This is a genomic window from Mycobacterium sp. NGS66 (assembly GCF_059812225.1).
Genome location: NZ_JCALCG010000006.1, coordinates 81713 through 94909, shown reverse-complemented (window position 1 = coordinate 94909; position 13197 = coordinate 81713). Strand labels below are relative to the sequence as shown.

The window sequence follows — 13197 nt, the reverse complement described above, 5'->3', positions numbered from 1 at the left end:
CGGAGGAGCGGGGCAATCGACCGAGCCCGGCGACGACGCTGGCCGGGTACAGCCGCGAGGAGGCCCGGATGGGTATCGCACTGACCGACGACCATCGTGAACTCGCCGAGGTTGCGCGCGGGTTCTTGACCTCACAGAAGGCGCGGTGGGCGGCGCGGTCGCTGCTCGATGCGGCCGAGGAGTCCCGGCCCGGCTTCTGGCCCGGCCTGGTCGAGCTGGGCTGGCTGGGCCTGCACGTCGAGGAAGAATACGGCGGCTCGGGTTACGGGCTCCCCGAACTCGTGGTGGTGATCGAAGAGCTCGGTCGCGCGGTGGCACCGGGACCCTTCGTGCCGACGGCGATCGCCTCGGCGGTGATCGCCAAAGACGGGGCGCCCGAACAGAAGTCGCGCCTGCTCCCGGGCCTGGTCGACGGCTCGGTCACGGCTGGCATCGGTCTGGACGGTGGGGTGCAGGTTTCCGACGGCGTAGCCGAGGGCGAGGCCGGGATCGTGCTGGGCGCCGGGCTGGCTGACCTGCTGCTGGTCGCTGCCGGGGATGACGTGCTGGTGTTGGAACGCGGCCGCGAGGGCGTGTCGGTAGAGGTGCCCGACAATTTCGATCCGACCCGGCGATCCGGACGGGTGCGTCTGCAGAAGGTCAGTGTGACGGCCGACGACATCCTGCCCGGGGCGCGGGAGTCGGCGCTGGCTCGAGCGCGGACGTTGCTGGCCGCCGAGGCGGTCGGTGGGGCGGCCGACTGTGTCGAGGCGGCGGTCGACTATGCCAAGGTGCGCGAGCAATTCGGGCGGACCATTGCCACTTTCCAGGCCGTGAAGCATCATTGCGCCAACATGCTGGTCGCCGCCGAGTCGGGTATCGCGGCGGTGTGGGACGCCGCGCGCGCGGCGGGCGAAAACGAGCAGCAGTTCCGGTTGGCCGCAGCGGTGGCGGCGACGCTGGCGTTCCCCGCCTACGCGCGCAATGCCGAACTCAACATTCAGGTACACGGCGGTATCGGCTTCACCTGGGAACACGATGCGCATCTGCATCTGCGACGGGCACTGGTGACCTCCGGCCTGTTCGGCGGAGACGTGCCGGCTGGCGACGTCTTCGACCGCACCGCGGCCGGTGTCGTCCGGGAGAACAGCCTGGACCTGCCACCCGAGGCCGAAGAACTGCGCTCCCGGATCCGTGCCGATGCCGCCTCTTTCGCCGCGCTGGAGAAGACGGCCCAGCGCGAAAAGCTCATCGAAACCGGCTATGTGATGCCGCACTGGCCCAAGCCCTGGGGTCTGGCGGCCGATGCTGTCGAGCAGTTGGTGATCGAGGAGGAGTTCCGCGCGGCGGGCATCAAACGTCCCGACTACGGGATCACCGGATGGGTCATCCTGACCCTGATCCAGCACGGAACGCCTTGGCAGATAGAAAGATTCGTGGAGAAGGCGTTACGGAAAGACGAGATCTGGTGTCAGCTGTTCTCCGAACCCGGGGCTGGGTCGGATGCCGCGTCGGTCAAGACCCGCGCCACCCGGGTGGACGGCGGCTGGAAGATCAACGGGCAGAAGGTGTGGACCAGTGGTGCCCAGTACTGCGCGCGCGGCCTGGCGACCGTACGTACCGACCCGGATGCCCCCAAGCACGCCGGTATCACCACCGTGATCGTCGACATGAAGGCGCCGGAAGTCGAGGTGCGACCGTTGCGGCAGATCACCGGCGGCTCGGAATTCAACGAGGTGTTCTTCAACGACCTGTTCGTTCCGGACGAGGACGTCGTCGGAGCTCCCAACTCCGGGTGGACCGTGGCGCGCGCCACCTTGGGCAATGAGCGGGTCAGCATCGGCGGCAGCGGGTCGTTTTACGAGGGGTTGGCGGCGCAACTGGTGCAGCTGGTGATGCAGCGGGGAGATCGCTTGGCGGGTGCGAGAATCCGCGTCGGACGCTACCTCGCCGAGGAAAACGCATTGCGCCTGCTGAACCTGCGCCGGGCCGCACGCAGCGTCGAGGGCACGGGTCCGGGCCCCGAGGGGAATATCACCAAACTGAAACTGGCCGAGCACATGATCGAAGGGGCCGCGATCTCGGCGGCGCTGCTGGGACCCGAGCTCGCGTTAACCGACGGGCCCGGCGCGCTGGCCGGCCGGATGATCATGGGCGCCCGCGGCATGGCGATCGCCGGCGGCACCTCGGAGGTGACCCGCAATCAGATCGCCGAGCGGATTCTGGGCATGCCCCGCGACCCGCTGATCAATTAGGGCGCGGTTTAGTGTGGCGAGCGGCCGCAAAATTACGCCAAAATCGGTCATTCCTCGTGCTTTTGCGGCCGCTCGCGCCACCCGGCGCAGGCCACTAGGCCGGGCGGGGAACCGCCGCCAACGTTGACTGGCCGAGCCAGCGCGGTATCGCCCGCCGGGCATCGGTGGCACCCTCGACGGTCACGCTGCCGTTGAGCATCGCGCGTGACCAGGACACGTCGCCGCGCCAAAGCTGCGTCAGCGTACGCAGACTGGTTTCCACCGTCGCGGCTACCTCGTAGCCCGGGTCGAAATCGCAGACATCTGCAGCACCCTCGGACACCACCAGCCACCAGCGGGATGCCTTGGCCGCGACCCCGGCCAACCGGAATGCCACCACCGTGCGTGCCCTCGGCCAGGCTTCGACGGGCACGGTGCGGCGGATGTCCCACATCAACAGGTGCGGATCGAGGTCCTCGTCACCGATGTCGGGGATCCAGCGAACGCCCCATTCGCCCAGCGCGTTCACCACACCGGCGAGTTCCTGGCCGCAGCGCGTCAGCGAATACGACGTGCGGCCGTCGACCTCGGTGCGTTCGACGATGCCGGCCCGGCTCAGCGACTTGAGCCGCTTGGACAACAGCGCCGGCGACATCTTGGGCAGGCCGCGCCGCAGGTCGTTGAAATGCGTACTGCCCTTGAGCAATTCCCGCACCACCAGCAGCGTCCAGCGTTCGTCGAGCAACTCCATCGCCTTGGCCACGGGGCAGAACTGGCTATACGTCGACATGTCATCCAGTATCGCTGCAGCTGCGCGGTTGACTAGTACAGATCTTGAACTTCCGTTGATTCACATTTTGGCAGTGCAATTGATTCATTGGCGAGCTCAGCGGCCGCCACACGGAAGGGAAACCCGACATGACCGCATCGACAGGAACCGGTCCCGCGACCGCCGATCGCGGATATGAAAGCAAACATCGGGCGCTCTGGGCGCTGGGCGACTATGCGAGTGTAGCGACCGACTTGGTGGCACCGCTCGGCCCGATGTTGGTGCAGGCCAGTGGAATCGGCCCGGGCGACCGCGTGCTCGACGTCGCAGCCGGTTCCGGTAATGCCTCGATACCCGCCGCGCTGGCCGGCGCCGACGTAATCGCCAGCGACTTGTGCCCCGACCTGCTGGAGCGGGGCCGTGCGATCGCCGAGGCAAGCGGCGTCAGCCTGACCTGGCAGGAGGCCAACGCCGAAGCACTGCCGTTCGAAGACGATCGGTTTGACGCGGTGCTGTCCTGCGTTGGCGTGATGTTCGCCCCGCACCATCAGGACGCTGCCGACGAACTGGTCCGGGTATGCCGGCCCGGCGGGGTCATCGCGCTGATCAGTTGGACGCCCGAAGGCTTCATCGGCCAAATGTTCGCCACCATGAAGCCGTTCGTGGCGCCGCCGCCGCCCGGCGCGCAGCCGGCGCCGCTGTGGGGCAGCGCGGACCACGTGCGTGGTTTGTTGGGCGATCGCGTCACGGACTTCACCGCTGAACGCCGCACGCTGCGCGTGGATCGGTTCGCCGACGGGGTGGCGTTCCGCGACTACTTCAAGGCCAACTACGGGCCGACCATCGCGGCCTACCGCGGGCTCGCTGGCGACCCGGAGCGGGTCAATGCGCTGGACGCTCAGCTCGCCGAACTCGGTGACCGGTACCTGGCCGGCACATCGACCATGGAGTGGGAGTTCCTACTGGTGACCGCGCGAAAAGGTGAGCAGACGTCTCGTCGGCGCGAGGCCTAGCCGGCCATGCCGCGGCTGACCAGGTAAAGCGGAAAGAACAGCTCGCCCAATAGCAAGCAGCACACGAACCATCCCACCGGGGTGCTCAGCTGGAACGAATTCACCGAAACCACAACTGGATTTCCGCGCTGTGCCTGCTCCTTGGCGTCGCGGTAAACCCAGCCGGCGCCAACCATCAAAACAATTAGCACAACAGCAACCGCCACCGCAGGGCGGTTATAAGTGTCACCTGGAATCATTAACTGGAACGTTTTCATTTAGCGCGGACGCCTTCCCTCCCGCCTCTGATTGGGCATTTTGGAGACAGCCGGAGCGAGCCGGCCGATCGGTCATTGGGAAATAGTATGCACAGTCAGGCGGCGGTGCGCGCGGCAATCAGCGGACTCGCAGCAAACTACCAAGCCCTCAAGCCGGCGCGAACAACGGCGCTCCGCCGGCGCTGCGCTCGGCCCGCACATTCACCGCCATCCCGCACTTCACCGAATCCGGTTCGCAGTCAACGATATTCGCCGCAATGCGGAGCCCGCTCTGTTCGGCGAGCTCGACGATGGCGATCACATACGGAATCGGGATCTCCGGGTTGTACGGGTGGTAGTTGACGGTGTAGGTAAAAACCGTGCCGCGTCCTGACACCGGGCGGGCCACCAACGGGCCGCCGCAGTCGCGGCATTCGCCCGCGGGAGGATGCACCCAGCGAGCGCAAGCGTCGCAATGTTCGACAAGCAGTTGGGGCGAGGGAGACGTCGGTCCGGATGACACGACCAATACCGTACACTCTATTTGTTTTCGCGAATGCGGGCTGTCGTTTCAGAAATGGGTGCCGATGAGCTATTTCGAAAAAGACGCAATCATATCTGGCATCGGTATCTCGCGAATCGGCCGTCGCACCGGCATTCCCGGATTCGACCTGACCATGGAGGCGGTGCGGGCCGCCATCGAGGACGCCGGCTTGGCCGCCGCCCATGTCGACGGCATCGCCACCCTCGGTGACACACCGCCCGGCGAGGTCAACGCCGCGCTGCACATCGAAGCCGTCGATTGCGGCACCGGATTCGGCACCGGTGGCCTGCTCAGCCCGGTGATGTCCGCGTGCCGAGCGGTGGCCGAGCGACGGGCCCGTCATGTGGTGATCTACCGGACCATTCAAATGCTCGGCGGGACCGTCCCAGTGAAGCAGGACCAGAACGCGCCCGCCCCACCCCTTGCGCGCATGTTCGAAACGCCCGAGGGTGACGAGCGTCCGGCAGTCGGCGCGATGGACGACGTCAACGATCTCGTTGCGGCTCAGGCATATTCCGCGGCGAACTGGCTGGCGCTGAACTGCCGTCGGCACATGGAGCTATACGGAACCACCAAAGAGCAGCTGGGCTGGATCGCACTCAACGGCAGGCGCAACGCCGCGCTGAATCCGCTTGCGGTCTACCGCGAGCCGATGACGATGGCCGACTACCTGGGCGCGCGGCCGGTGTCGACGCCGTTCGGGCTGCTGGACTGCGACGTACCCATCGACGGCTCGATCGCGGTGGTGGTGTCGAGTTCGCGGTACGCGCCTGACTGCCCGCATCGCGCCGTAGCGGTGGAGGCGATCGGCGGGTCCGACGGAGCCGGAGGATGGTTCCACCGCGAGGACTATCCCAAGATGGCCATGTCCGATGCGGCTGCGCAGATGTGGTCTCGAACGGAGTTGACGCCCGCCGACATCGGCGTCGCCGAGTTGTACGACGGTTTCACGTTTCTGACGATCGCCTGGCTCGAGGCTCTTGGGATATGCGGCGATGGCGAGGCCGGCCCGTTCGTCGAAAACGGTGTACGCATCGCGCGTGACGGTCAGCTGCCACTGAACACCTATGGCGGTCAATTGTCCGCGGGACGCATGCATGGCTACTGGGCACTGCACGAAGGGTGCTTGCAGTTGCGCGGCGAGGCGGGGGAGCGGCAGGTGTCGCAACGCCCGGAGGTCGGAGTGGTATGCGTCGGCGGCGGACCCGTCGCCGGATGCATGCTCCTCACCTGCTGAGCGGTTTTCGACGGGCATTCGACGGGCAAATGTGATTCCCGTCCATCCAGAGGTATATCGGCTGCCCGGTTGGGGTACCCGCACACAGCGAGTGCCGGTCCAGCAGGGGCGCCGGCCACCGAGGGCGGGGACGCTGAGATGACATTGACCATGGAGAGCGCCGAGACCAAGCAACGCGGCTTCGTCCATACGGCGTTGCTGTACCGCTCCCAGCGTGAGTACGTGGACGCTGTGGTGGGTTTCGTGGTCGACGGCGTGAACGCGGGTGAGCCGGTTCTGGTGGCGGTGCCCGGCGACGAGCTGGCGTTGCTGGCCGGCTGGTTGTGGCGCACCTGCCACGGATTACCCGCTGGCCTGCGCATGGTCGACATCACCGAGGTGGCCCGAAATCCGGGTCGCCTGCTGACGATGGCGAGTTCCTTCGCCGCGGAACATCCGGACCGGCGGGTACGGGTAGTCAGCGAGGTCGTGTGGCCCGGCCGCAGCACCGATGAACGTCTCGCCTGCGCGCAGCATGAGGCGTTGATCAACGCAGATCTGGCCGGCGACGAGATTACGCAGCTGTGCCTCTATGACGAAAACCGCCTGGACGACGATGCGCTGGCGGATGCGCGCGCCACCCACCCGATGCTGTGGAGGCGCGGAACGGCGGGGGCCAGCGCGGACTACGCGCCACAGCACGTCGTGCAGCGTTGCAACCAGCCGCTGCCTTCCAATCCGGGCGCGGTCGTATACACCGTTAACGACAGCGCGGACCTGCGTCCGGCGCGCTCATTTGTCGTCGATTACGCCGACTGGGTCGGACTATCCCGCGGCGGCACCGAGGAGCTGCAGCTGATCGCCACCGAGTTGGCCTCCAACAGCCTGATGTACACCGGGGGAGCTTGTCGGCTGGCCTTCTGGCGGCACGACGACCATCTGGTTTGCGAAGCGCGCGACAGCGGACGGTTCGATGACCCGCTGACTGGGCGCCGGCCGCCGGGTGCCGAAGGCATGGCCAGTCGCGGATTGTTCCTGGTCAACGCCATGGCGGATCTGGTGCGTACCCACACCAGCGCCCACGGCACCACCATCCAGGCGTATCTTCGGTTCGACCCGGCGCCCGGGCCAACAGGCTGAAACCGTGGGCGTTGCACTGTCGACCACGCTGCATATGTCGTTTGACGACGCCGTGGAGCGGACGCGGGCGGCGCTGGCTCGACAAGGCTTCGGCGTGTTGACCGAGATCGACATGAAGGCGACGCTGAAAGCCAAGCTCGGGGAAGACATGGAGGACTACCTGATCCTGGGCGCGTGCAATCCGTCGTTCGCCCACCGGGCCGTCAATATCTATCGGCCCATCGGCGTGTTGCTGCCGTGCAATGTCGTCGTCCGAAGAGACCCGGACGCACCCGATTCGGTGATCGTCGACGCGATGGATCCGAAAGTGATGGTCGACGTGACCAACGAGTCCGGGCTCGACGAGATCGCCGACGCTGTCCGCGGAATGCTCAACGACGCGCTGCAGGAAGTCGCGGGCGGCTCTTCTCCGGGCGCGTAGTCAGGCCCCGTCAGTCGACTACGGGAGACGTGATTGCCGTGTCAGGTGATCCCTGGGCCTCCGGGGCCGGCGGCACGGGCATCTCCGACTGGCACCCTGTCGGTAGCAACGTCGCGATCAGTCCGGCGGCGATTGTGGCTCCGACCTTCAAGTATTTCTTGCAGTTCGCGTTCATCGATCGTGCCTTCCAATTCGAGGTGCATGGCCCCATCTGCGGCCATGAACACCAATGGATGCTATCCCTTTACCCGGGACCGCGGAACGGTTTATTCTATTTGAGTCAAATAACTTAATCAGCTGGTTGCGCGCGTTGGATATGCCCGCCGCGCCAGGATCGAATGCGGCAATTACATCGTGTCGGACGTCGTTTTGCTTTGCCTAGCGCAGATCGGGTGGGTGCACGATGTTGACGTCGATTGCACAGGGGTGTCGGGACGTATCGCGGCGCTGTGGACATCGCGCAATTCGGGATTTATTGCCGACGGATGCGCTACCTTGAGGTCTGTTCCGGCAATGATGGCGATCGGCGGCGTGGCTCCATGTTTGATCTGATTGCAGACGGTGCAGCAATTCCTTTGTCAGCGAGTGGGCCGACGTGAGCACTTCGACGTCACCGCGGTCGTCGCGGTGGTTGGGCCGTCGCTATCTCTTTTGCGTTGGGCGACTGCGTATTCCGACGTTCTCGGCCTTGCTGTATCTGGGTTTTGCCGGTGGGGTCATGCTCGGCGGATACGAAACGGGCCTAGGCCACTCGCGTTTCGCGCTATCGGCCCTGATACTTCTGGTATTTGCATTGGTTGGCGCACGGATCTGGTTTCTCGTCGGCCATCCGGAATTTGTTACCGACCGTACCGGTAGCGTGCGGGTCACAAACGCCGGTGCCGGACTCTACGGCGGCTTGGTGCTGAGTTTTGCGGTCTCGTGGCCACTGCTGCGGATGATGGGGCTGGAGTTCTGGCGGTTCTGGGACGGTACAGCCATTATCATGCTGGTCGGGATGACCGTCACGCGTATCGGTTGCCTGATCAATGGTTGCTGTTCCGGACGGGAAACTCGCGGGCCTCTAGGACTGTGGTTACCTGATGACCGCGGCGAATGGAAGCGCCGTTATCCGACGCAACTCTTCGAGGCGGGCTGGTCGGCGATCATTTTGGGTGTCGGGTTGTGGTTATATGCGCCATCGGAGCACCCGGGATTGTTGTTTCTCGGTTCGGCCGCAGCCTACGCAATTGGCAGGTTCGGTCTGGAACTGTTGCGCGCAGACGCGTCGAGCGCCGCGCTGCCGACACGCATCAATGTGGCGTTCTCGGCGCTATTGGCGGTGGTCTGCTTGGCCGCCTTCGTGCTGAAGTTCGGGTAGCTGCGACGGTCCCCGAACGTGGTTGCATGGCCAGCCGGCGAGGGCTAGCCTCGGACCTCGTGCGTCTTCTGAAGCATGCCGCAGTAGCCAGCACCCGCAGCGGGGTCTGATCCAGACCGACCCCCCGCTGTGGGTCGGAAGCTACTGCCGTCGGTCACTCCTTTTGACCAGAGAAGACCGCCACCATGACACCCCTTCCGCACACTCTGAGTGACGCGCCACGTCAGTCCAGCGCCACCGCTGAGTTCGGCGAGCGCTTCCATGCCGCATTGCCGCACGGCTTGCGCGAGCACGCCGGGGCGATGTCGTGGGAGGGCTTCATCGCCACCTACGGCCACAGCACCGGGCCGCTGCGGCTGGGCCATTGGGCTTGCACGGATAGCGAGCGGCCCGCCGGCCGACTGGGCCCGCAACCCCGTCATTTCCGGGCCATGATCGCCGTCGGCGATTCGATCAGCACCTCGACGGCCGCGGCGAGCGGACCTATCGCGGCACTCACCGCGATGCTGCATGACCGTGGGATCAAGATCGAAACGTTGGACTTCCATCAGATGCGATCGGGCGGGCAGACCGTCACCTTCATCTACGGCACCAACGGCATGCGCCACGAGTGGGCGATGGGCTGGTCGGACGACCCGACGCAGTCCGCGCTACGCGCCTTGATCGCCTGCGCGAACCGTCTGCTCACTTAACAGTGCCGAGCAGACGCAAAATCGCCCGACACGCCGAGGATTTTGGTGATTTTGCGTCTGCTCGCCGGCTAAAGCGCGTCGGGATCGGCCAGTGGGATGACGATGTGCGACGGGGTAGGGCCACCTTGATGCAACTGGTAGCGGCCGCCCGCGAGAGCGCGACGAGCGGGCTTTGTCGGCACCAGATGCGGAAAGTCGTAGGTGGTGATCGTGAGCCGCAGCCGGTGACCGGGCGCGATCAGCGCGGCCGTCGGGAAGATCTCCACGTCGTAGCGGGTGAGTTCGCCCGGGACGACGGGCTGGGCGGCCGACTGGGTGCTGAAGTGATGCGGTTTGAGCACGGTGCCGTCGGGCAGATACCAGGTTCGCTCAGGATCCAGCGCGCGGTGTGAACCGAGCAATGCTCCCTGGGTCAGCGGACGGCTGGCGCCGTCGGGGGCGACGTCGTCGAGATGGGCGACCCACAGCGTCTCGGTGGTGGTGGCGGTCGCGTGGATGGTCAGCGCGATCGGCCCGGCCACCAGCCGCGCTTCGGCGAACGGTTCGGTGGTGTAGGTCAGTGCATCGCGTTGCAGGCGCCGATTGTCCTGGTCGTAGCGAATGGCACGGCCGCCGCGGGAGAGCATGTAGCTGTTCATTCCCAACGTCCATTGCTCCAGGCTGCGGCCGGACAGTGGCCCTCTTGCCAGGTAGTCGAGGGTCGCCGTAGTGGTGTCCGTTGCGCTGTCGCGGCTCAGGCGGCGCGACTCGGACAGGTAGTAGCGAGTGGGCGTCGCCTCGGCCAGCGGATAGTCCTCGGTGCGATACCATCGCGAGCTTCCGATCGCTTGGAAGACGAACGGCGGCCCGGAAATGGCGGCGGCAGGCTCGTCCTTGAGCCAGTGGTCGAACCAGCGCAGCTGCAGCGCGTTGAGGTGCAGGCCGCCGAAGTCCGAGACGTGGTACCAGGGGCCCATCATCAGCTGCACCCGGTCGGACAACGGCTGCCCCGGCTGCATCGGCGCCTCGTGCGGGCGGCCCGCGAAAGCGTTCTGCAGCGTCGCGTAGTTCGGCGGCACGCCGCGCTGGAATGCGTCGTGCCAACCGCCGACGAGGAAGACGGCCACGTCGTTGGCGACGATCTTGGGCAGCACCATGCCCGGTCGCATGGAGTCCCAGAACGGTCCGTCCCAGGCCGTCTCACCGCCGGCAATCGCGTTGGCGATCAGGGGGCGAAAATAGCGGCGCTGATCTCGTCCGCGCTGCCGAACCGCGGCGAAGCCCCCGGAACGGGGTCGCGTGTGCCCCCCGCGGGCGAACAACTCCAGCGTCGGGTTGACCACGTTGAGCAGCCGGTAGACGGCCCCGTAGGCGCGGACCGTGCGCAGATGCGGCACTCCGCCCATCGCGGCGGCGTCGCGATAGAAATCCCGCGCCGCCATCACCGGAAAGATCGCCTTCAGCGGCGAGTCCGGGCCGACCGCCGCCGCGGTGAACAGTTGGTTGATGGCCAGGTAGGAGATCCCGAACATGCCAACGCGGCCGTTGGCGTCGGGCAGGGCGGCAGCCCACTTCACCAACTCCACCCCGTCTTGCGTTTGCCGGTCGCCGAACATCTCGAAGGAACCGCCCGACGCGCCGGTGCCCCGCACGTCGACCATTGCCTCGATATAGCCACGCTTGACCAAATATGGGGTTGCGCCGCCGCCGATCTGGGCGGCCGGCGGTGGCGCCTTCTTGCCGTAGGGCGTTATCGAGAGCAACACCGGGAATGGTCCGGCGGCGGGCTTTCCGGTCTCCGGAACGGTGGGGTAGTGGATGTCGGCGCGCAGTACCACCCCGTCGCTCATCGGCACGGCGACGTTGTGCCGGATGCCCACGCCGTATGTCGCCGGCGGGGGCGTCCAGTCCGGCGCAAACGGCGACGGACTGGTCTTGCGCGGTCGTCTGACCGCGATATTGCGCCTGGGTCGCAGCCCGGACCGCAACACTGCCATCCTTACCTCCTACGGGCAGCAGCCGGAAAAGCCCCTGTTTCGTGCGGCGAAATCGGGGGCTTTTCGGTCTGCTCGCGCTATTAAAGCGGACGCAGCACGATCGGCATGCCGTCCATCGGTATCGGCATCCCACCGTAGTCCCAGCGCGGCTGGTAATCGGGCCGCGGCAACTCCAGCCGGTAACGCCGCAGCAAGCGGTGCAGAATCGTCTTGACCTCCAGCCGTCCGAACACCATCCCGATGCACTTGTGCGCGCCGCCGCCGAACGGTGCGAACGCGTAGCGGTGTCGTTTGTGCTCGCTGCGCGGCTCGGTGAACCGTTCCGGGTCGAATTTCAGCGGGTCGGTCCACAGTTCCGGCAGGCGGTGGTTCATTCCCGGATAAGCGATGACATTGGTGCCTTTGGGGATGTAGTAGCCCAGCAGGTCGGTGTCGCGGACCGTCTGGCGCATCGCCCATTGCACCGGCGTCACAATACGAATCGACTCGTCCATCACCAGATCGAGTGATTCCAGCTTCTCCAGCGACTCGATGTCGAGCGGGCCGTCGCCGAGGCGGTCGGACTCGTCGCGGCAGCGCTGCTGCCATTCCGGGTGGGCGGCAAGGTGGTAGGCCATCGTCGTCGCGGTCGACGTCGACGTGTCGTGGGCGGCCATCATCAAGAAGATCATGTGGTTGACGATGTCCTCGTCGGAGAATTTGTTGCCGTCCTCGTCCTCGGTTTGGCACAACACCGACAGCAGGTCGTTGCCTTGCTTGCCGCGCTGCTCCTTGACGCGTTCGCGGAAGTAGTTCTCCAGCAGCTCGCGCGCCTTGAGGCCGCGCCACCAGGTGAACGGCGGGACACTGGTGCGGATGATCGCGTTGCCCGCGCGGGTGGTGATGGTGAACGCCTTGTTGACCTTGGTGACCAGCTCGTGGTCGGTGCCCGGCTCGTGACCCATGAACACCATCGAGGCGATGTCCAGGGTGAGTTCTTTCATCGCCGGATAGAGCAGGAAGCGGGCATCGTTGGCCACCCAGTCGTTGGCGACCACTTGCGACACCACGTGGTCCATCTGCTCGACGTAGCTGACCAGCCGGGAGCGGACGAATGCCTCCTGCATGATCCGCCGGTGGAACATGTGCTCGTCGAAGTCGAGCAACATCAGACCCCGGTGGAAGAACGGTCCGATCACCGGGACCCAGCCCTGTTGGGAGTAGTCCTTGTTGCGGTTCGAGTAGATGATCTGCGCTGCGTCCGGCCCCAGCGCCGCGACGCCCGGCAGCACCGGGGAGTCCCCGAATACCACTGGCCCCTTGGTCCGGTACAAGTGCAGCACGTAGTCCGGCCCCCCGCGCAACATCTCGATGATGTGCCCGATGATCGGCAGTCCCGCGTCGCCCAGGACCGGCTTGAGCCCACTGCCGTCCGGCGGCTCGGCGAGCTTTCGCTCCGGGAACTCCGTCTTCAGCAGCCTGCGTTCCACCAATCCCATGCCGGGAAAGTTGTTGATGGACGGAGTGAACCGGCGCCGTGCCTGGTCAAGCAGGTAGTGCGGGGTGCTGATGGTGGCGACCATTAACGCTCCTTTGCGCTTCCGCTGCCCGTGAGCGGTGTCACTTATTTCTTTATAC

12 protein-coding genes are annotated in these 13197 nt (G+C 65.7%); 7 read left to right on the top strand and 5 right to left on the bottom strand.

From position 1 onward, the window contains the following. The first annotated feature begins 68 nt into the window (after positions 1–68). Positions 69–2234, top strand: coding sequence for an acyl-CoA dehydrogenase family protein (locus AC5Y2L_RS13860; RefSeq protein WP_499936047.1), 2166 nt, complete (start codon positions 69–71; stop codon positions 2232–2234). Between the two features lie 94 nt (positions 2235–2328). Here AC5Y2L_RS13860 and AC5Y2L_RS13855 read toward each other — a convergent pair whose 3' ends face one another. Continuing rightward, positions 2329–3003 (bottom strand): winged helix-turn-helix transcriptional regulator, encoded by a 675-nt coding sequence (locus AC5Y2L_RS13855; protein ID WP_499936048.1) that lies wholly within the window; start codon positions 3001–3003, stop codon positions 2329–2331. 128 nt (positions 3004–3131) lie between these two features. Here AC5Y2L_RS13855 and AC5Y2L_RS13850 point away from each other — a divergent pair, with 128 nt between their 5' ends. Next, entirely contained in the window at positions 3132–3995 is an 864-nt protein-coding gene (locus tag AC5Y2L_RS13850) for a class I SAM-dependent methyltransferase (RefSeq protein ID WP_499936050.1), read from the top strand. On the opposite strand, the gene AC5Y2L_RS13845 is transcribed toward AC5Y2L_RS13850, so the two are convergent. Together AC5Y2L_RS13845 and AC5Y2L_RS13840 are read right to left on the bottom strand one after the other, a co-directional pair. Beyond that, positions 3992–4252 carry a hypothetical protein gene (locus AC5Y2L_RS13845; protein WP_499936052.1) on the bottom strand — a complete coding sequence of 87 codons (261 nt, stop codon included), beginning with the start codon at positions 4250–4252 and terminating at the stop codon, positions 3992–3994. The two genes, AC5Y2L_RS13850 and AC5Y2L_RS13845, sit on opposite strands and share 4 nt — an antisense overlap. 148 nt (positions 4253–4400) lie before the next feature. Beyond that, on the bottom strand, positions 4401–4754 hold the full coding sequence (locus AC5Y2L_RS13840) for a Zn-ribbon domain-containing OB-fold protein (RefSeq protein ID WP_499936054.1): 354 nt from the start codon (positions 4752–4754) through the stop codon (positions 4401–4403). A gap of 64 nt (positions 4755–4818) precedes the next feature. Here AC5Y2L_RS13840 and AC5Y2L_RS13835 point away from each other — a divergent pair, with 64 nt between their 5' ends. The 5 genes from AC5Y2L_RS13835 (at position 4819) to AC5Y2L_RS13815 (ending at position 9604) form a co-directional block, all read left to right on the top strand. Then, positions 4819–6012, top strand: coding sequence for a thiolase family protein (locus AC5Y2L_RS13835; RefSeq protein WP_499936055.1), 1194 nt, complete (start codon positions 4819–4821; stop codon positions 6010–6012). 138 nt (positions 6013–6150) lie between these two features. Further along, entirely contained in the window at positions 6151–7131 is a 981-nt protein-coding gene (locus tag AC5Y2L_RS13830) for an anti-sigma factor RsbA family regulatory protein (RefSeq protein WP_499936057.1), read from the top strand. A gap of 4 nt (positions 7132–7135) precedes the next feature. Then, on the top strand, positions 7136–7552 hold the full coding sequence (locus AC5Y2L_RS13825; protein WP_499936059.1) for a DUF302 domain-containing protein: 417 nt from the start codon (positions 7136–7138) through the stop codon (positions 7550–7552). 595 nt (positions 7553–8147) lie between these two features. After that, positions 8148–8912, top strand: a complete 765-nt coding sequence (locus tag AC5Y2L_RS13820) for a prolipoprotein diacylglyceryl transferase (RefSeq protein ID WP_499936061.1) — start codon at positions 8148–8150, stop codon at positions 8910–8912. A gap of 185 nt (positions 8913–9097) precedes the next feature. Next, the gene (locus AC5Y2L_RS13815; protein ID WP_499936063.1) at positions 9098–9604 is read left to right on the top strand and encodes a homocitrate synthase; all 507 of its coding nucleotides are present in this window, start codon (positions 9098–9100) and stop codon (positions 9602–9604) included. Between the two features lie 68 nt (positions 9605–9672). On the opposite strand, the gene AC5Y2L_RS13810 is transcribed toward AC5Y2L_RS13815, so the two are convergent. After that, positions 9673–11463, bottom strand: coding sequence for a CocE/NonD family hydrolase (locus AC5Y2L_RS13810; protein WP_499936201.1), 1791 nt, complete (start codon positions 11461–11463; stop codon positions 9673–9675). Positions 11464–11660: 197 nt separating this feature from the next. Continuing rightward, a complete protein-coding gene (locus AC5Y2L_RS13805; RefSeq protein ID WP_499936065.1) occupies positions 11661–13142 on the bottom strand; it encodes a cytochrome P450 in 1482 nt (493 codons plus the stop codon). Positions 13143–13197 lie beyond the last annotated feature (55 nt).